The organism is Nocardioides sp. Z22_16 (assembly GCF_058134365.1).
The window spans coordinates 752,692-770,449 of record NZ_JBYTTI010000003.1; the positions used below are offsets into that span (position 1 = coordinate 752,692).

A 17,758-nucleotide genomic window follows, 5' to 3' on the forward strand; every position below is an offset into this window, starting at 1 on the left:
GTCCGTACCATCACGCCGGCCCCGACGGCGGCGGCGGCTTCCCTCACGGGAGGTCGCCGCCGTCTCGTGGCCGGCCTCCTCAGGAGGACCCCCGCGTGGGACGCTACGTCGTACGGCGCCTGCTCCAGTTCATCCCTACTGTCCTGGGCGCCATCTTTCTTCTGCACTACCTGACCTCGCTGGGCATCCAGCTCACCGGCAACCCGGCGCGCGCCATCTTCGGCGACCGGCGGCCGAGTGAGGCCCAGCTCGAGGCCATGTCGGAGTCCCTGGGGCTCGGCGACGAGTGCCTGACCCGGGTCGGCGACCCGTGCTTCGGGCTCTACCTCGACCGCCTCAGCGGCATCTTCCTCCACTTCGACCTGGGCATGAACTTCACCCGGCGCCCGGTCACCGACATCATCGCCGACGGTCTCTCCTACACCGTGAAGATCGTGATCATCGCGATCCTCTTCGAGATCCTCGTCGGCATCACCGCGGGTGTGCTGGCCGGCCTGCGGTCGGGGAACTTCATCGACTACCTGGTGAAGATCAGCACCGTGCTGGTCATCTCCGTGCCGGTCTTCGTCCTGGGCTTCCTGGTCCGCGACATGTTCCTGGTCAACGTCGGCAACTGGTTCCGCGAGAGCGGCGACTGGCCGGACTGGTTCGCCTATGGAGTGATGAGTCCGGTCTACAAACCGGACTACCCCTGGGCCAGCCTGATCATCCCGGGCCTGGTGCTCGGCTCCATCTCGCTCGCCACCACGGCCCGCCTGACCCGGACCAGCATCCTGGAGAACGTCCGCGCCGACTACGTGCGCACCGCCCGGGCCAAGGGTCTGGCGGAGAGCCGGGTCATCGGGGTCCACACCCTGCGCAACTCCCTCATCCCGGTGATCACTTACCTGGGCATCGACTTCGGCGCCCTGATGGGCGGCGCGGTGGTGACCGAGGGCATCTTCGGGGTCCCCGGGATCGGGCGCGAGATCTTCCGCGCCATCCAGCAGCAGCAGCCCTCGGTCGTCGTGGGCATCGTGACCGCCCTGGTGCTGGTCTTCCTGGTGGTCAACCTCCTGGTGGACATCCTGTACGCCGTTCTCGATCCGAGGATCCGTTATGACTGACCCGTCGTCCATGGCCACCGGTGCCACCGGCACCACGTCTCCCACCGCCGGCGACGGCGCCGAGGGCGCCGTCGAGGCCTCCAGCACCGGCAAGCCCACCAGCCTGTGGGGCGACGCCCGGAAGCGGCTGATCCGCAGCCCGGTCTTCATGCTCTCGCTGGTCTACCTGCTGGTGGTGACCTCGATGGCGGTCTTCCCCAAGCTCTGGACCAGCCAGGACCCGTTCAACTGCTCGATCAGCCTCTCCCGGCAGCCTCCGGTCTCGGGCCACCCCTTCGGCTACAACCTGCTGGGCTGCGACTACTACGCCCACGCGATCTACGGGGCGCGTCCGTCGCTGGCCATCGCGGTGGTGGCGACCGCGGCCGTGGTCCTGATCGGCGGCTCGATCGGCCTGCTCTCCGGCTTCTTCGGCGGGTGGCTGGACGCGATCATGTCCCGGATCACCGACATCTTCCTCTCGCTGCCGTTCCTGCTCGGGGCGCTGGTGGTCCTGGCGATGGTGAGCTCGCGCAACATCTGGACCGTGGCACTGGCCCTGATCGTGCTGGGCTGGACCACGATCGCGCGGATCATGCGAGGCAGCGTGATCGAGGCGAGGAACCTCGACTACGTGCAGGCGGCGCGGGCCCTGGGGGCGACGAACGGGCGGATCATGTTCCGGCACATCCTGCCCAACACGATCGCCCCGGTGCTGGTCTACGCCACGATCATGCTCGGCAGCTTCGTGGCCGCCGAGGCGACGCTCACCTTCCTCGGCGTGGGGCTCCAGCCTCCCGCCGCCTCGTGGGGCGTGATGATCAACATGCACCAGGTCTACTTCGACACCGACCCGTGGCTCCTCCTCTTCCCGGTGGGTCTGCTGGTGGGCACCGTCCTTTCGTTCATCCTCGCGGGCGACGCTCTGCGCGACGCCCTCGACCCGAAGCTCCAGTGAGGGCCGATGTCTGAACCCACAACCGAGGTGCTGAGCCAGGAAGGCTCGGTGGCCCCCACCCCGCGGTCCGGCCGCGAGGCGCCTCCGCTCGAGGTCAAGGACCTGCACGTCGAGTTCCGCACCCGGATGGGCGTGGCCCACGTGGTCAACGGCGTCAGCTTCCGGGTCGACGCCGGCGAGACGCTGGCCATCCTGGGCGAGTCCGGTTCCGGCAAGAGCGTCACCGCCCAAGCGGTGATGGGGATCCTCGAGACCCCGCCGGCCGCGATCACCGGTGGGCAGGTGCTCTACCGGGGCACCGATCTGCTCACGCTGCCCGAGTCCGAGCGCCGGCAGTACCGGGCCCAGAAGATCTCGATGATCTTCCAGGACGCGCTCTCCGCGCTCAACCCGGTCTTCACCGTCGGCTACCAGCTCTCCGAGCTCTTCCGCAAGCACCGGGGCATGTCCCGCAAGGACGCCAAGGCCCGGGCCGTGGAGATGCTCGACCTGGTCAAGATCCCGGCGGCCAAGCAGCGGGTCTCCGACTTCCCCCACCAGTTCTCCGGGGGCATGCGGCAGCGCGTCATGATCGCCATGGCGCTGGCGCTGGACCCGGAGGTGCTGATCGCGGACGAGCCGACCACCGCGCTCGACGTCACCGTGCAGGCCCAGATCATGAAGCTCCTCGCGGAGATCCGCGAGGAGCGCAACATGGCGCTGGTCCTGATCACCCACGACATGGGCGTGGTGGCCGACGTGGCCGACCAGATCGCGGTGATGTACGCCGGCCGGATCATCGAGCACGCGCCCGTCTACGACATCTACGCGCGTCCCTCGCACCCGTACACCAAGGGCCTGCTGGAGTCGATCCCCCGCCTGGACCGCAAGGGACAGGACCTCGCCGTGATCGGCGGGCTCCCGCCCGTGCTCACCAACATCCCGCCGGGCTGCCCGTTCAACCCCCGCTGCCGCTACGCCCGCGACGTCTGTCGGCAGGACCCGCCGCCGCCGGACTACGTGGTCGCGGCCCAGCACACCAGCGCCTGCCACTTCTGGAAGGAGGTCCGTGAAGGTGAGTGAGATCGTCCTCGAGACCCACGACCTCGTCAAGCACTTCCCGCTGACCCAGGGGATCGTCCTGCGCCGTCAGGTCGGCGCCGTCAAGGCCGTCGACGGCGTCAACATCGAGCTGCGCCGCGGCGAGACCCTCGGCATCGTCGGGGAGTCCGGGTGCGGCAAGTCGACCCTGGCCAAGCTGCTCACCGGCCTGGAGACGCCGACGTCGGGGTCGATCGCGGTGCACGGCACCGACCTGTCGACCCTCTCGCCCCAGCAGGTCCGCAAGGCCCGGCGCGACATCCAGCTGGTGATGCAGGACCCCTACACCTCGCTGAACCCGCGCATGACGGTCGGCGACATCATCGGCGAGCCCTTCGAGATCCACTCCGACGTGGTGCCCAAGGGGAGCCGCCGCGGCAAGGTGCAGGAGCTGATCGACCTGGTCGGGCTCAACCCCGACCACATCAACCGCTACCCGCACCAGTTCTCCGGTGGCCAGCGGCAGCGCATCGGGATCGCCCGCGCGCTGGCGCTGCGGCCGTCGATCATCGTCTGCGACGAGCCGGTGAGCGCCCTCGACGTCTCCGTCCAGGCCCAGGTGATGAACCTGCTGGAGCGCCTCCAGGGCGAGCTCGACCTCTCCTACATCTTCATCGCCCACGACCTCTCGGTGGTGCGCCACATCGCCGACCGGGTCGGGGTGATGTACCTGGGCCAGGTGATGGAGATCGGCAGCGACACCGACATCTACGACCACCCGACGCACCCCTACACCCAGGCGCTGCTCTCCGCGGTGCCGGTGCCGGACCCGACCCTGCGCGGGCTCCGCGACGAGATCGTCCTCGAGGGCGACGTGCCCTCGCCGGCCGACCCGCCGTCGGGCTGTCCCTTCCGCACCCGGTGCTGGAAGGCGGAGGACATCTGCGCCGAGGAGCGGCCGGCCCTGATCGACCGGCCGGCGCACCCGCACCCGAGCGCCTGTCACTTCGCCGAGCAGCGCAACGTCGTCCACGCGGCCACGGACGACTGACCGGCGCCCCCGGCAGGCCTCACCGACGGGTCTGCCGGGCGGCGAACTCCCCGGGGGTCATCCCGGTGACCCGCGCGAAGTCCCGGATGAAGTGCGACTGGTCGGCGTAGCCGAGGGTGGCCGCCACCTCCGCCTGGCCGGCCTCGCCGCGGCGCAGCAGCGCGGAGGCCTCCTGGAGCCGGCGGCGCTGGATCAGCCACTTGGGCGAGAGGCCGACCCGGCGCCGCACCAGGCGCTGCAGCGTCCGCTCGGAGAGGCCGAACTCCTCGCAGACCTGGGCCACCCGCAGCACGTCTCGGTGCTCCTCGACGAAGGCGACCACGCGGTTGACCAGCTCGCCCTCGGCGTCGATCGGGCGCAGCGGCGCCAGCAGGTCGGCGTACGCCGCGACCGCCGCCGCGTGCGCCCCGGGATCCTGCGGCTCGGGCGCCATCACCTCACGTATCCGGCAGATGGTCGCCGCCGCGCGGGGGACCGCCTCGGTGAGCCCGGTGTGGCGGCCGGTGTGCTCGGAGGCCGGCGAGCCGGTGAGCAGCAGGCCGGCCGCGGGCGTCAGCATCACGCCGGCCGCCCACCCGTCGCCGCGCAGGGTGGTCCGGCTGAGTCCGGGAGTCACGCCGTAGAACCGGGCGTAGTCGGCCGTGACGACGATCAGGCAGACCGGGTACTGCAGGACCTGCTGCTCAGCCTCCGCGCCAGGCGGCACCGACCAGACCGGGAACCAGAAGCGCCGTACCAGCTCTTCGAGGCCGGCGGGCGGACCCAGGCGGTGGATGGCGTGCGAGCGGTCAGCGGGGTCCCGGAGGTGGGCCCGCTCGATCTCGTCGAGCCTGTCGGGTTTCATCAAGTGCCATCCTGCCGCGCTGACTAGCGTGGCCGCCATGACCGAGACCTCCACGAGTACCGCCGTCGCCTACCAGTCCGCCCTCGCCCCCCTCACCGCGGTGGTCCGCGGCGTCGGGCCTGCTGCCTGGGAGGCGCCCTCGCCGTGCGAGGGCTGGACGGCCCGCGACGTGCTGGCTCACGTCATCGGGACCCAGCGCGACTTCTTCGACGGGGTCGGGCTGGCCCTCGGGCCCGCCCCCGACCTGGCGGACCCCGCCGCGGCCTGGCAGGCGCACGTCGACCAGCTCGCGCCGCTGGTCGCCGACGAGGAGGCGATGGCCCGGGAGTTCTCCGGCCACGACGGGCCCAGCACCGTCGGCGCCACCTTCGCCCGGTTCTACGTCTTCGACATGCTGGTGCACCGCTGGGACCTGGCCGTCGCCACCGGGGCGGAGGGCTGGCTCACCGGCGACGAGCTGGACCGGATCGAGGCGTCCGCGGACAGCTTCGGGGAGGCGCTGCACAGCGAGGGAGTCTGCGGCCCGGCCCTGGAGGCCCCGGTGGAGGCGGACCGTCAGACCCGGGTGCTGGCCCGGCTCGGCCGCGTCGCCGCCTGACCCTCGCCCCGGTCCGGCAGGATTCGGACCATGTCCCGCACGCGTCGCACCGTCCTGCCCCTCCTCTGCTGCCTGCTGGCCTCCGGGTGCGGCCTGTTCGGCGGGGACGAGGAGGCAGGGCCTCAGGCGGCCGCGGAGCAGCTCGCGGCGGCCGCCGGGGAGCTCACGCTCGCCGGTGTGCCGCTCGCCGGTGAGCCGGTCGAGGGTGATCCGCTCGCCGAGCTGGCCGAGCCGCTGGCCGAGCACCCGGTCTCCGTGGAGCTCCTCGAGGTGGAGGAGCCGGCCGACTCCGACGACTCCGACGACGGCTCCGCCCCGGCGCGGGCGGTGGCGCGGCTGGGCTGGTCGTGGGAGGTGGACGGCGACTTCTGGGACTACGAGTCCAGCGCGGAGCTGGTCCGGACCGGCGAGGAGTGGCAGGTGGAGTGGGCGCCCACGGTGCTCCACCCCGAGCTCGTCGCGGGGCACCAGCTGGTGCTCAGCGAGCCGGCGCCGCCCCGCGGCCGGGTGCTGGGCGCCGGCGGCCAGCCCCTCGTCGTCGACCGCCCGGTGCTGCGCTACGGGATCGACAAGGCGAAGGTCTCGCCCCGGGGGGCGCGGGAAGGAGCCCGCCGGGTGGCTGAGCTCTTCGACCTCGACGTCGCCGCCTACGTGGCGAAGGTGAAGGCGTACGGCCCCGAGGCGTTCGTCGAGGCGATCGTGCTGCGCGCCGAGGACGCCGTCGACCAGGTGCCGCCCAGCTATGTCGAGATCCCGGGGGTCGCCGTCCTCGAGGCCATGCTGCCGCTGGCCCCCACCCGGGACTTCGCCGCCGAGCTGCTGGGACGGGTCGGCCCCGCCACCGCCGAGATCATCGAGGGGTCCGACGGGCGGGTCCGTGAGGGCGACGAGGTCGGTCTCTCCGGGCTCCAGGCGCGGTACGACGCCCAGCTGTTCGGGTCGCGCGGGCTCACCGTCACCGCGGTGCCGGCCGAGAGCAGCGGAGGGGAGGCGGTGACGCTGCACCAGCGCGAGCCGCAGCCCGGCGCCGACCTGGAGACCACCTTGGACCCCGCGCTCCAGCAGCGGGCCGAGGCCCTCCTCGAGCCGATCGCGAGGCACGCCGCGGCGGCCGTGGTGATCCGGCCCTCCACCGGGCACCTGCTCGCCGCCGCCACCGGTCCGGGCAGCGACCTCAACGCCGCGACCTACGGCCAGTACGCCCCCGGCTCCACCTTCAAGGTGGCCACCGCCCTGGCCCTGCTGCGCGCCGGGACGAAGCTCGGCGACGTGCTTCCCTGCCCCGCGACCACGGTGGTGGACGGGCGGACCTTCAAGAACTACGACGACTACCCGTCCGCCCACCTGGGGCGCACCACCCTGCGCACCGCCTTCGCCCACAGCTGCAACACCGCGATGATCGACGCCCGCGAGCGGCTCGCCCCCGGGGAGCTGGCCGGCGCGGCCGCCTCCCTGGGGCTCGGCGTCGACCACGACCTGGGCTTCCCCGCCTACTTCGGCCAGGTGCCGGAGCCCGAGGGGGAGACCGAGCGGGCCGCCGCGACGATCGGCCAGGGCCGGGTGCTGGCCAGCCCGATGACCATGGCCTCGGTCGCCGCCTCCGTGGCGGCCGGCCGGACGGTGCTGCCAGTGCTGCTGCCCGGCCAGCCCGCGGCCGAGCCGACCGGGGAGCCGCTCACCCCCGGCGAGGCCCGGCAGCTCGGCGAGCTGATGCGCGCGGTGGTCACCGAGGGTTCGGGACGCGGCCTCGCCGACCTGCCGGGCGCGGTCGGCGCCAAGACGGGCACGGCGGAGTTCGGCTCGCCCGGCCCGGGCGGGGAGCTCGACACCCACGCCTGGATGATCGGCTACCGCGACGACCTGGCGGCGGCCGTCTTCGTGGAGCGCGGGGAGTCGGGCTCGGGCACCGCGGGACCGGTCCTCGAGGAGCTGCTGCGCTGAGGCCGGGGGCCGGCGGCGCCGGCCGTCAGGCGAGCAGCGACCCCATCTTCTTGGCGACCAGGTCGATCGCGCGCTGCGGCGCCACCCGGGAGAGGAGGTCGAGCATCCGGGCGTCCCGACCGATCCGGACCCGGAAGGTGCCCTTCTCGATCGCCTCGACGACCTGGCGGGCGGCGTCGCCCGGCGAGGTCATCTGACCGGCCAGGTCGCTCTCCGAGGCGTCCCGGCCCGGGATCTCGGCCCCGGAGTTCGTCGCGATCTCGGTGCCGACCGCGCCGGGGAAGACCAGGGTGACGGCGACCGAGGTGCCTCGCAGCTCGGCGTACAGGCCTTCGGTGAGCAGCTTGACGGCCGCCTTGCTGGCGCCGTAGAGCGACTGGCCGGGGACCGGCACGAAGGCGCCCATGCTCGAGACGTTGAGGAGGCTGGCCGCCGGGCGGCTCCGCAGGTGGGGCAGGAACGCCTCGCAGACGTTGACCACCCCCCAGAAGTTGACCGCCATCACGTGCTCCATCGCCGCGCGCTCGAGCTTCTCGAACGGGACGAACCGCTGGATCACCCCGGCCACGTTGGCGACCCCGTCGACCTGCCCGTGGGCGGCCCGGACCTCCTCGACCAGCGCCGTCACCGCGGCCCGGTCGGAGACGTCGACGGGGTGGGTGGTCAGGCGCTCGCCCGCGGTGCCGGCGAGGGCGAAGGTGCCGGCTAGGCCCTCGGGCCGCAGGTCGACCGCGGCCACCCGGGCGCCCCGGGTGAGCAGCTCCAGGACGACGTCGCGACCGATGCCGCCACCGCCGCCGGTGACCACGAACACGTTCCCGCTGATCTCCATGTGCCCTCCCATGGTGAGACCTGGTGAGGATTCGCCTCGATCCTAGTCCGGGCACCTACGCTGGCTCCGTGAGCAGTGAAGCAGCAGCTGTGTCCTGGGCCGACTACGACGCCGTCCTCTTCGACCTGGACGGGGTCGTCACCCCGACCGCCGAGGTCCACATGCGGGCCTGGTCGGTGATGTTCAACGACTTCCTTGCCGCGCCCGACGCGCCGGGGGGCGGCGATCGCGCGCCCTACACCGACGCCGACTACTTCGCCCACGTTGACGGCAAGCCTCGCTACGACGGGGTCCGCGACTTCCTGGCCTCCCGCGGGATCGAGCTGCCCGAGGGCACCGACGAGGACCCTGCCGAGGCGGCCACCGTCCGTGGGCTGGGCAACCGGAAGAACGAGGCCTTCAACGAGGTCCTGGAGCGCGACGGGGTGGTGGCCTACCCGGGGTCGGTGCGCCTCCTGGACCACCTGCGCGACCTGGGCGTCCCGCTCGCGGTGGTCTCCTCCTCGCGCAACGCCCCGGCGGTGGTCGCCGCGGCGGGCCTGGAGGACCGCTTTCGCACGGTGGTCTCCGGGGCGGTCGCGACCGAGCAGGGGCTGCCGGGCAAGCCGGCGCCGGACACCTTCGAGTACGCCGCCGAGCTGCTCGGCGCCTCGCCGGAGCGGGCCGTGGTGCTGGAGGACGCGGTCTCGGGCGTGCGCGCCGGGGCCGCGGGCGGCTTCGGCCTGGTGATCGGCGTCGACCGGGGTGCCGGGCGTGACGTGCTGACGGCGGCGGGTGCCGACCTGGTCGTCGCCGACCTCGACGAGCTGGTCCCGGCCGCGGAGACCGGCCGATGAGCCGGGGCCGCCGCGCCCGCGCCCACCGCCCGCTGGACCGGCACCGGTTCCCCGCCGACCCGTGGCGCCTGGTCGAGACCTCCTTCGTGGGGGAGGACCTGGGCACCACCGAGACCCTCTTCGCCGTCGCCAACGGGTACCTCGGCATGCGGGGCAACCCGGAGGAGGGACGCGAGGCGCGCGAGCACGGCACCTACCTCAACGGCTTCCACGAGACCTGGCCGATCCGCCATGCCGAGGCCGCCTTCGGCTTCGCCCGCACCGGGCAGACCATCGTCAACGTGCCGGACGCCAAGCTGGTGAAGCTCTACGTCGACGACGAGCCGCTGATGCTGGGCACCTCCGAGCTGGAGAGCTACGAGCGGGAGCTCGACTTCGCCGCCGGGATCCTGCGGCGCTCGCTGGTGTGGCGCACCCCGTCGGGCAAGCGGGTCCAGGTCGACTCGACCCGGATGGTCTCGATGACCGAGCGGCACCTGGCGGTCATCACCTTCGAGGTCACCATGCTGACCGGCAACGGCGCCCTGGTGATCTCCTCCCAGCTGCTCAACCGGCAGGACGGGCAGGACGAGTACTACCAGGCCCGGGAGGCCGGCGACTCGATGGACCCGCGCAAGGCCTCGGCCTTCGCGGGGCGCGTCCTCCAACCGTGCCACCACGCCGCGCGCGACGGCCGGCTGAGCCTGGGCTACCGGTGCACCCACTCGGGGATGACGATGGCCGTCTCCGCCGAGCACCGGTTCACCTCGGACGACGACTGCGACACGCGCAGCCGCAGCGACGACGACCTTGCCAAGCAGGTCTACCGGGTGGAGGCCACCCAGGGCACCACGACCCGGCTGGAGAAGATCGTCACGTACCACTCCTCCCGCGGGGTGCCGGTGCGCGAGCTCACCGACCGCTGCGAGCGGACGCTCGACCGCGCCGCCCGCCACGACGTCGCCTTCTACCACCAGCAGCAGCGCGAGTGGTTCGACGAGTTCTGGGCCTCCTCCGACGTCGAGGTCGGCGCCACCCCCGAGATCCAGCAGGCGATCCGGTTCAACCTCTTCATGCTGGCCCAGGCCAGCGGCCGCGCCGACGGCCAGGGCATCGCGGCCAAGGGGGTCACCGGCTCGGGCTACGAGGGGCACTACTTCTGGGACACCGAGATCTACGTCCTCCCGTTCCTCGTCTACACCCAGCCGCGGCTGGCCCGCAACGCGCTGCACTTCCGGCGCCGGATGCTGCCCGCCGCCCGCATCCGCGCCGCCGAGATGGCCCAGAGCGGCGCCCTCTTCCCGTGGCGCACGATCAACGGCGAGGAGGCCTCGGCGTACTACGCCGCGGGCAGCGCGCAGATGCACATCAACGGCGACGTCGTGCACGCGGTGATGAAGTACGTCGCCGCGACCGACGACGTCGACTTCCTCCGCCACGACGGGGTCGACCTCCTGGTGGAGACCGCCCGCATGTGGCGCGACCTGGGCTTCTGGCGCGGCAACGGCGGCGAGCCGACGTTCCACATCCACGGGGTCACCGGGCCCGACGAGTACACCACCGTGGTCAACAACAACCTCTTCACCAACGTGATGGCGCGCGCCAACCTCGAGTCCGCCGTCCGGGTGCTCGACCGGCTCCGCGAGGTGGACCCCCGGATGTACGCCCGGGTCGCCTCCCGGCTCCGGCTCGCCCCCGACGAGCCGGTGGAGTGGGCCCGCTGCGCGGAGCGGATGACGGTGCCCTTCGACGCCGGCCTCGGCATCCACCCCCAGGACGACTACTTCCTGGACCGCGAGGTCTGGGACCTCTCCCGGACGCCGGAGGAGCTGCGTCCCCTGATGCTCCACTACCACCCGCTGGTGATCTACCGGTTCCAGGTGCTGAAGCAGGCCGACGTGGTGCTGGCGCTCTTCCTCCAGGGGGACAGGTTCACCGCGGAGGAGAAGAAGGCGGACTTCGAGTACTACGACCCGATCACCACGGGCGACTCGACGCTCTCCGCGGTGGTCCAGTCGATCATCGCCGCGGAGGTCGGCTACCACGAGGCGGCGATGGACTACTTCGTCCAGGCGCTCCACACCGACCTCGGCGACCTGCACGCCAACACCGTGGACGGCATGCACATCGCCTCGGCCGGCGGCGTCTGGGCCGCGCTCGTCCAGGGGTTCGGCGGGATGCGCGACTACCAGCGCCGGCTCACCTTCGACCCCCGGCTCCCGGCCAGCTGGAGCCGGCTCCTCTTCCACCTCACCTGGCGGGGGAACCGGCTGCGGATCGAGCTGTCCCAGGAGCTGATCCGCTTCGAGCTGGTCGACGGGGACGGCCCGGTCGAGCTCGAGGTCCGCGGCGAGGAGTACGTCGTCGCGGCGGGCGCGCCGGTCGAGGTCCAGCTGGAGCACCAGGGGCCGCGGATCGACGGCCTGCTCGGCGACAAGCCGCAGACCGGCGGCGTCCGTGCCGACGGCACCAAGATCACCGCCGGCGTGCCGGACCCGAGCGTGATCAGCGAGCAGCCCGACCCCTACGCCGGCGTGGTCTCGGGTCCCGACCCGGACGCCGACGTGGTGTAGCGCGCCTCCTGGGACGGCCCCGGTGGTGTGACTAGGGTGGGCGGACCCACGATCTCGGGAGGCCGCGATGTCCGCTCGGCGTCTGCTCCACGCCGCCCTGTCAGCGACCGCGGCCGCGCTCGTCCTCGCGCCGGGTACGGCGCACGCGGCGCTGAGCGACGTCGTGAGCGACGTCGTGACCGAGCAGGCGGAGCAGGTGCGCGAGGCCAGGCCGGCCGGCGACTACGACGAGCTCCAGAGCGAGCGCTGCGAGTACGCCGTGGACGACGAGGAGGTCGACGTGACCTGCCGGGGCGCCGGGACGCTGTGGCTGGAGTACGAGGTCGAGGTGCCGAGGCAGGCGATCAACCTGCGCAGCTCGGTGGCGCGGACCTACGACCCGGACAGCACGGGCCGCTACGTGCGGGCTGACGGGGCCCGCACCGGTGCCACCACCTACCTGGTGACCGTCAGCGTGGCGCGGGGGACCGCGGCGACCCTCGGACCGGTGCGGGTGACCTACGACCTGCCCACCGTGGTGGACCACCGCGACTGCGTGACGCCGGGGGAGTGGCAGGCGGTCGACGTCGCCAAGGGCGGCGCCGGGGGCAGCCTGCGCCGGGTCGCCGAGGTCTTCGACCACCCCGGGAGGCGCGAGGAGCGCAGCGCGTGGCGCAGCGGCTACCGCTACCAGGTTCGGGCCTATCCGCGGTGCGACTCCGACCGCGAGGTGCGGATCACCTTCCACGAGTACCGGGACCAGAAGGGCTGGCACTCCTACTGGGGCTGACCCAGGCGGTGGGCGGTGCCAGACCCCGCAGGATGGCCCCGCGGGGTCAGGGGCTCGGTGATGGACTGGATGAGGAAGCAGGTGAGCTGGTCTGCCGACTGCCTCGAGGAGGTACCCATGCTGTTCACCCGCCACTGCACCGCGTGCGACAAGGTCCAGCTGACCTTCCGAGCCTGGGCCACGCGGTGGCCGAGACCCCCGAGGGCCCCGAGATGACCTTCACCTGCTGGTGCGGCGCCGAGCAGAAGCACGTCCTCACCGACGACCTGTCCACGCGGGACGAGGTCCAGCTCATCGCCTGACGTGCCAGAGGCCGTTGCCGTCCGCGGTCGTCGCCCGGGCCAGGTGCGCCCGGATGCCCTGGTGGGGGACCCACGGCTGCGACCGGGTGGGCGGGTAGATCTCGACTCGGTCGAGCACCGTGCTCCAGTCCGGGTCGATCTCGACCCGGGCCGCCACGAGCGCCCCGGCCAGTGACTCCTCCAGGATCCAGAGGTGCTCGAACTCCCGGCGGGTGTCGGACCACAGCGAGGTCCAGCTGCGACGCTGGGCGTAGGGGGAGCCGTGGACCTTGGCCTTCACCTGGTTGAGGGCGAGCTCGAACCGCCGGCTCTGCTGGACGAAGATGCGCGCCAGGTCGTGACCCTGGGTCAGCTTGTGGCGGACCGCGGGCACCAGGACGGCGAGGACGGCCGCGTTGTGCCGCGAGATCGCGGTGAGGAAGACGTCGATCGCCGGGTAGCCGTCCCGGGGATCCGTCGCGCTGTGGGCGACCTCCGCCCGGGCCAGCCGGTCCTCCAGGACGCGGTGGCTCTCACGGAGGTGGGGGAGGAGGGTGTCCATGGGAGGTCTTTTCTGTGACGACGGCCACAGGGGTTTCCTCAAGTGTGCGTTGCGGGTGGGGAGAGGACAAGGCCGGCTGACTGCTCCGGGTGGCCCGCCACCCCACCGCCGCCGCGACGAGCGCCGCCACCGCCAGGAGTGAGAGGGTCGCCGGCACCACCGCGACCCCGAGCGTCGCCGCGAGCTCGCCGCTGCCCTCGTCCCCCCAGACCTGGCCCTCGGCGCTGCCCGAGCCGGAGAGCCGGGTGGCCAGGCCCAGGACCGGCAGCGCCACCGCCAGCAGCGCCAGCCAGCGCAGCAGGTCGCCCGGCACCCGACGCGCCTCGGTGGACGCGCGCACCACCCGGAGGGCGGAGACGGCCAGCACGACGACGGTGAGCGGGATCGCGGCCCACAGCCCCGGCTCGAGCTCGGTCCAGTGGCCGAGCCGCTCCTGGAAGACGCCGATGCCGACGTCGAGCTCGCCCGAGGCGGTGCCGGCGACGGTGCGCCCGGCCGGGCCGAGCGCCCCCAGTGCCACGACCGCATAGCCCCAGCTGGCGACCAGGGCCAGCACCAGCCCCACCCCGCTGGCGGCCTCGAGGTCGCCGGTGGGGGCCTCCTCGCCCCCGGCCAGCATCAGCAGGCCCGCCAGCCCGGCGAGCGGGAGGAGCAGCACGAACGTCACCACGCCCCGCAGCGGCGCCCGCAGCCGGTCGACCCACCGGCTGACGCCGGAGGACCACCCGTCGGGACGGAGCAGGGCGACGGCCGCCAGCACCGCGAAGGTGACGGTGAAGGCGCCCAGCGGGGCCTGCCACGCCACCACCCGCGCCTCGCCGGTGACCTGGTCGGCGTCGCGCGCGGTGATCCAGTCCAGCGCGACCAGGATGCCGCCGGAGTCGGTGCGGGAGAGGAGCGCCAGCACGAGCACCAGGGCCGCGAGCAGACAGGCGGCACGGGCTGCGTCGACCAGCGCGTCGAGACCACCGGCCGCCTGCCGCACGGCACGCCGGAAGGAGAGGGCGGCGGTGGTGAGCGCCAGCAGCGTCAGGGTCAGCGGCACGACGTGGGCACTGCCCTCGGCGGTGCCCCCGACCACCACGAAGCTGCCGCTCATCCGCCCCTCGACCCCGGCCCCGAAGGCCCCGGTGACCAGCGCGCCGGCCGTGGTGAGCAGCTGCTCCGTCGACATCGCCTCGGTGGCGAGCAGCCAGGCCAGCACCAGGGCGGCCGCGAGCGTCGCGGCCATCGTGGTCCCGGCCACCGTCGCGGCGCGGCGCCAGGAGGCGAGCTGGCCGGAGGGCGGTGGAGGCATGCCAGACAGGGTGCCCCACGGCCCTCGCCGGTGTCCCGGGGAAACCAGACCCTGAGACCCCTCGCCCCGTGGCGGGCGAGGCACGTCACCTACATTGGGCACAGTGCAGACCCCCGCCACGACCGCCACCGCCATCTCCCCGGACTCCGGGCAGCACTGGACCGCGGAGGGCGCGTGGCCAGTGGCGCCCGGCGTCTTCCGCATCCCGCTGCCGCTGCCCAGCGACGGCCTGCGCGCGGTCAACGTCTATGCCCTCGAGACGCCGGAGGGGCTGACCCTGGTCGACGGGGGCTGGGCCCTCGAGGCGTCGCGGGAGGTGCTGGACCGGTCGCTGGCCGTCCTCGACCGGACGGTCGCCGACATCGGCTCCTTCCTGGTCACCCACGTGCACCGCGACCACTACACCCAGGCCGTCGCGCTCCGCGCCGAGACGGGGGCGCGGGTCACCCTCGGGCTCGCCGAGAGGCCCGCGCTCGAGGCGATCCGGCAGGGCCTGCACCGCGACCCGCACGTGGCGCTGCTGGGGCGGGCCGGCGCCCACGACCTCGCCCGGCAGTGGGGCGACGTCGACACCGGAGCCACCGAGAACCTCTCCGTGTGGGCGGACCCCGACACCTGGTTGGACCGGGACCTGACGCTGACCGTCGGGGACCGCACGCTCGACGCGGTGCACACCCCCGGCCACACCCAGGGGCACTACGTCTTCGCCGAGCACCGGGCCGGGCTGCTCTTCGCCGGCGACCACGTGCTGCCCACCATCACCCCCTCCATCGGCTTCGAGGCGGTCCTGCCGGAGCAGCCGCTGGGCGACTTCCTCGCCTCCCTGGCCAAGGTGCGGGCGATGCCCGACCTGCGGCTGCTGCCCGCCCACGGCCCGGTGACGGACTCCACCCACGCCCGGGTCGAGGAGCTGCTCGCCCACCACGCGCACCGGCTGGAGCTCTGCCTGGCCGCCTTCGGGGGAAGCGCCCAGCCGTGCGAGCTCACGGCGTACGACGTCGCCCGGCAGCTGCCCTGGACCCGCCACGCCCACGCCTTCGCGACGCTGGACGTCTTCAACGCCTCCCTGGCCACCATGGAGACCCGGGCCCACCTGGAGCTGCTGGTGGCGCGCGGCGAGCTCGCCCGCGGCGAGGTGGACGGCACCGAGGTCTACCGCGGCTGAGCCCCGCTCAGGAAGGCGCACACCTGGGCCGTCGCCCGCCGGGCCTCGGGGACCAGCGGCAGCAGCGGATAGACGTGGAGCAGCCCCGGCTCCTCCACCGCGAGCAGGTCCCACTCGGCCTCCGCGCCCCGTCGCGCCAGCAGCCGGCAGCCGGGCGCCAGGGTGTCGCGGGTGCCGTACAGCAGCAGGGTGGGCGGCAGCTCCGCGAGCGAGCCGAGCGCCGGTGAGACCTCGGGCCGGGTGAGGTCCTCCTCGCCGCCCGCCCACCACCGGGCGTAGGCCGCGACCTTGCCCGCGAAGAGCCACGGGTCCTGCGCGGTGGCCCGGGCGGTCTCCTCCGGCGTGGTGCCGGCCAGGTCCACCCAGGGGGAGACGAGCACCAGCCGCGCGGCCCGTGGACCCCGGGCGTCGCGCATCGCCTGCGCCACCGCCAGCGCGTAGCCGCCGCCCGCGGAGTCCCCGCTCAGCACCAGCTCGCCCCCGCTCGCGGCAGCCTCGTCGGCCCAGCGCGTCACCAGCGCGACGGTCGCCGCGAAGGAGTCACGCCAGGTGTGCCCGGGCGCCAGCGGATAGTCCGGCAGCACCACCCGGGCCCCGGTCGCCGTGGCGACCCGGCAGACCCACCGCAGGTGGAAGGGGTCGAGCGGGTGCGCGTAGCCGCCCCCGTGCAGGTGAAGCACGGTGAGGCGGCCGGCAGCCGGACCGGGCCGGCGGGGCGTCAGCACCCAGCTCGGGTAGCCGGCCGAGTCGTCGCGCGTCACGGCGAACCGCCGCGCGAAACGCGGCACCAGGAAGGTGGGCAGGGCCGGCTCCCGGCCCCGGTAGCGCCGCTCGAGGCCGGCTCGCTCCCGCTCGGGGTCGACCAGCTCGCCGGTGCGGCGCACCCGCGGCAGCGCCCAGGCGACGAACCGGTGCCGGCGGCTGGGGCGCAGCCCGGGGCGGAAGAGCGCGGAGTCCGGGACGGAGGTCACCACCGCACCCTAGGCTCTGGCCACCATGACCGAGCCGTCCCGCACGCCCCCGTCCGCTCCCCGGGCGGTCGGAGCCGACCCGCTGGTGCTCTACCTGGCCGGATGGGGCCGCAGCGGCTCCACCCTGCTGGAGCGGCTGCTGGGGGAGATGGACGGGGTGACCCTCCTGGGGGAGGTGGTCCACCTCTGGGAGCGCGGCGTCCGCCGCGACGAGCTCTGCGCCTGCGGCGCGGCGTTCTCGGCCTGCCCGTTCTGGACCGCGGTGGGACAGCGGGCCTTCGGCGGCTGGGGGCAGGTCGACGTGGACCGGCTCGCCCACCTCAAGGAGGAGGTCGACCGGCAGCGCCGCCTGCCGCGCACCGTGCGCCGCACCCCGCCGCCCGCCACCCGCCGGGCGGTGCTGGAGTACGCCGGGCACTTCCGTGCCGTCTACGCCGCGGCCCGTGAGGTGGGCGGCGCCCGGGTCCTGGTGGACTCCAGCAAGGAGATCCCCACGGCGGTCACCCTCAGTCACCTGCCCGACCTGGACCTGCGCGCCCTGCACGTGGTCCGCGACCCGCGGGGGGTGGCGTACTCCTGGGCCAAGACCGTGGCCCGCCCGGAGGCGGGGGGCGAGCCGATGCCGCGCTTCTCGCCGGCCCGGAGCACGGCCCTGTGGGTCTCGGGCAACCTCACCGTGGCGGGGCTCTCGTGGCGGGGGACCCCGCTGGCCCGGCTGCGCTACGAGGACCTGGTCGCCGACCCGGCGGGGACGGTGGCCGCCGCCTGGCAGGCCCTGGAGCTGCCCGGCAGCCCGGCGCTGCCGATGCTCGGGCCGCACGAGGTCGAGCTCGGGCCCTGCCACTCGGTGGCGGGGAACCCGATGCGCTTCCGGACCGGGCGCACCGAGCTGCGGGCCGACGAGGAGTGGCGCCGCCGGATGCCGGCGCGGGACCGGCGGCTGGTGACCGCCCTGTCGTGGCCCCTGCTGCGACGTCTCGGCTACCGGTAGGGTGG

The 17,758-nt window shown here is 73.5% G+C and carries 16 protein-coding genes; 11 read left to right on the forward strand and 5 right to left on the reverse strand.

What is annotated here, in order from left to right; all coding sequences use genetic code 11:
* The first annotated feature begins 95 nt into the window (after positions 1–95).
* The 4 genes from AC3X7R_RS12025 (at position 96) to AC3X7R_RS12040 (ending at position 4,114) form a co-directional block, all read left to right on the forward strand.
* On the forward strand, positions 96–1,106 hold the full coding sequence (locus AC3X7R_RS12025; RefSeq protein WP_489965887.1) for an ABC transporter permease: 1,011 nt from the start codon (positions 96–98) through the stop codon (positions 1,104–1,106).
* Positions 1,099–2,043: an ABC transporter permease gene (locus tag AC3X7R_RS12030; RefSeq protein ID WP_489965888.1), complete on the forward strand. Its 945-nt coding sequence runs from the start codon at positions 1,099–1,101 to the stop codon at positions 2,041–2,043. Before AC3X7R_RS12025 ends, AC3X7R_RS12030 begins: the two co-directional genes overlap by 8 nt.
* A 126-nt stretch (positions 2,044–2,169) precedes the next feature.
* Positions 2,170–3,105: an ABC transporter ATP-binding protein gene (locus AC3X7R_RS12035; protein WP_489965926.1), complete on the forward strand. Its 936-nt coding sequence runs from the start codon at positions 2,170–2,172 to the stop codon at positions 3,103–3,105.
* A complete protein-coding gene (locus tag AC3X7R_RS12040) occupies positions 3,098–4,114 on the forward strand; it encodes an ABC transporter ATP-binding protein (protein WP_489965889.1) in 1,017 nt (338 codons plus the stop codon). Before AC3X7R_RS12035 ends, AC3X7R_RS12040 begins: the two co-directional genes overlap by 8 nt.
* Positions 4,115–4,133: 19 nt before the next feature.
* On the opposite strand, the gene AC3X7R_RS12045 is transcribed toward AC3X7R_RS12040, so the two are convergent.
* Positions 4,134–4,958 carry a helix-turn-helix domain-containing protein gene (locus tag AC3X7R_RS12045; RefSeq protein WP_489965890.1) on the reverse strand — a complete coding sequence of 275 codons (825 nt, stop codon included), beginning with the start codon at positions 4,956–4,958 and terminating at the stop codon, positions 4,134–4,136.
* 37 nt (positions 4,959–4,995) lie between these two features.
* Here AC3X7R_RS12045 and AC3X7R_RS12050 point away from each other — a divergent pair, with 37 nt between their 5' ends.
* Together AC3X7R_RS12050 and AC3X7R_RS12055 are read left to right on the forward strand one after the other, a co-directional pair.
* A complete protein-coding gene (locus AC3X7R_RS12050; RefSeq protein WP_489965891.1) occupies positions 4,996–5,556 on the forward strand; it encodes a TIGR03086 family metal-binding protein in 561 nt (186 codons plus the stop codon).
* Between the two features lie 30 nt (positions 5,557–5,586).
* Entirely contained in the window at positions 5,587–7,497 is a 1,911-nt protein-coding gene (locus tag AC3X7R_RS12055) for a penicillin-binding transpeptidase domain-containing protein (RefSeq protein WP_489965892.1), read from the forward strand.
* A gap of 25 nt (positions 7,498–7,522) precedes the next feature.
* Here AC3X7R_RS12055 and AC3X7R_RS12060 read toward each other — a convergent pair whose 3' ends face one another.
* The gene (locus AC3X7R_RS12060; RefSeq protein WP_489965893.1) at positions 7,523–8,329 is read right to left on the reverse strand and encodes an SDR family NAD(P)-dependent oxidoreductase; all 807 of its coding nucleotides are present in this window, start codon (positions 8,327–8,329) and stop codon (positions 7,523–7,525) included.
* An 89-nt stretch (positions 8,330–8,418) separates the two neighbouring features.
* Here AC3X7R_RS12060 and AC3X7R_RS12065 point away from each other — a divergent pair, with 89 nt between their 5' ends.
* The 3 genes from AC3X7R_RS12065 (at position 8,419) to AC3X7R_RS12075 (ending at position 12,486) form a co-directional block, all read left to right on the forward strand.
* On the forward strand, positions 8,419–9,165 hold the full coding sequence (locus AC3X7R_RS12065) for an HAD family hydrolase (protein ID WP_489965927.1): 747 nt from the start codon (positions 8,419–8,421) through the stop codon (positions 9,163–9,165).
* Positions 9,162–11,717 carry a glycoside hydrolase family 65 protein gene (locus tag AC3X7R_RS12070; protein ID WP_489965894.1) on the forward strand — a complete coding sequence of 852 codons (2,556 nt, stop codon included), beginning with the start codon at positions 9,162–9,164 and terminating at the stop codon, positions 11,715–11,717. The genes AC3X7R_RS12065 and AC3X7R_RS12070 overlap by 4 nt, the downstream gene beginning before the upstream one ends.
* A 67-nt stretch (positions 11,718–11,784) precedes the next feature.
* On the forward strand, positions 11,785–12,486 hold the full coding sequence (locus AC3X7R_RS12075; RefSeq protein ID WP_489965895.1) for a hypothetical protein: 702 nt from the start codon (positions 11,785–11,787) through the stop codon (positions 12,484–12,486).
* A gap of 291 nt (positions 12,487–12,777) precedes the next feature.
* Here AC3X7R_RS12075 and AC3X7R_RS12080 read toward each other — a convergent pair whose 3' ends face one another.
* Positions 12,778–13,329, reverse strand: coding sequence for a hypothetical protein (locus AC3X7R_RS12080; protein WP_489965897.1), 552 nt, complete (start codon positions 13,327–13,329; stop codon positions 12,778–12,780).
* Entirely contained in the window at positions 13,301–14,626 is a 1,326-nt protein-coding gene (locus AC3X7R_RS12085; protein WP_489965898.1) for a hypothetical protein, read from the reverse strand. The genes AC3X7R_RS12080 and AC3X7R_RS12085 overlap by 29 nt, the downstream gene beginning before the upstream one ends.
* 103 nt (positions 14,627–14,729) lie before the next feature.
* On the opposite strand from AC3X7R_RS12085, the gene AC3X7R_RS12090 reads away from it, so the two are divergent.
* Positions 14,730–15,791 (forward strand): MBL fold metallo-hydrolase, encoded by a 1,062-nt coding sequence (locus AC3X7R_RS12090; protein WP_489965899.1) that lies wholly within the window; start codon positions 14,730–14,732, stop codon positions 15,789–15,791.
* Here AC3X7R_RS12090 and AC3X7R_RS12095 read toward each other — a convergent pair.
* A complete protein-coding gene (locus AC3X7R_RS12095; protein ID WP_489965900.1) occupies positions 15,779–16,762 on the reverse strand; it encodes an alpha/beta hydrolase in 984 nt (327 codons plus the stop codon). The genes AC3X7R_RS12090 and AC3X7R_RS12095 overlap by 13 nt on opposite strands.
* A gap of 25 nt (positions 16,763–16,787) precedes the next feature.
* Here AC3X7R_RS12095 and AC3X7R_RS12100 point away from each other — a divergent pair, with 25 nt between their 5' ends.
* Positions 16,788–17,753: a sulfotransferase gene (locus AC3X7R_RS12100; RefSeq protein ID WP_489965901.1), complete on the forward strand. Its 966-nt coding sequence runs from the start codon at positions 16,788–16,790 to the stop codon at positions 17,751–17,753.
* The last annotated feature ends 5 nt before the right edge of the window (positions 17,754–17,758 follow it).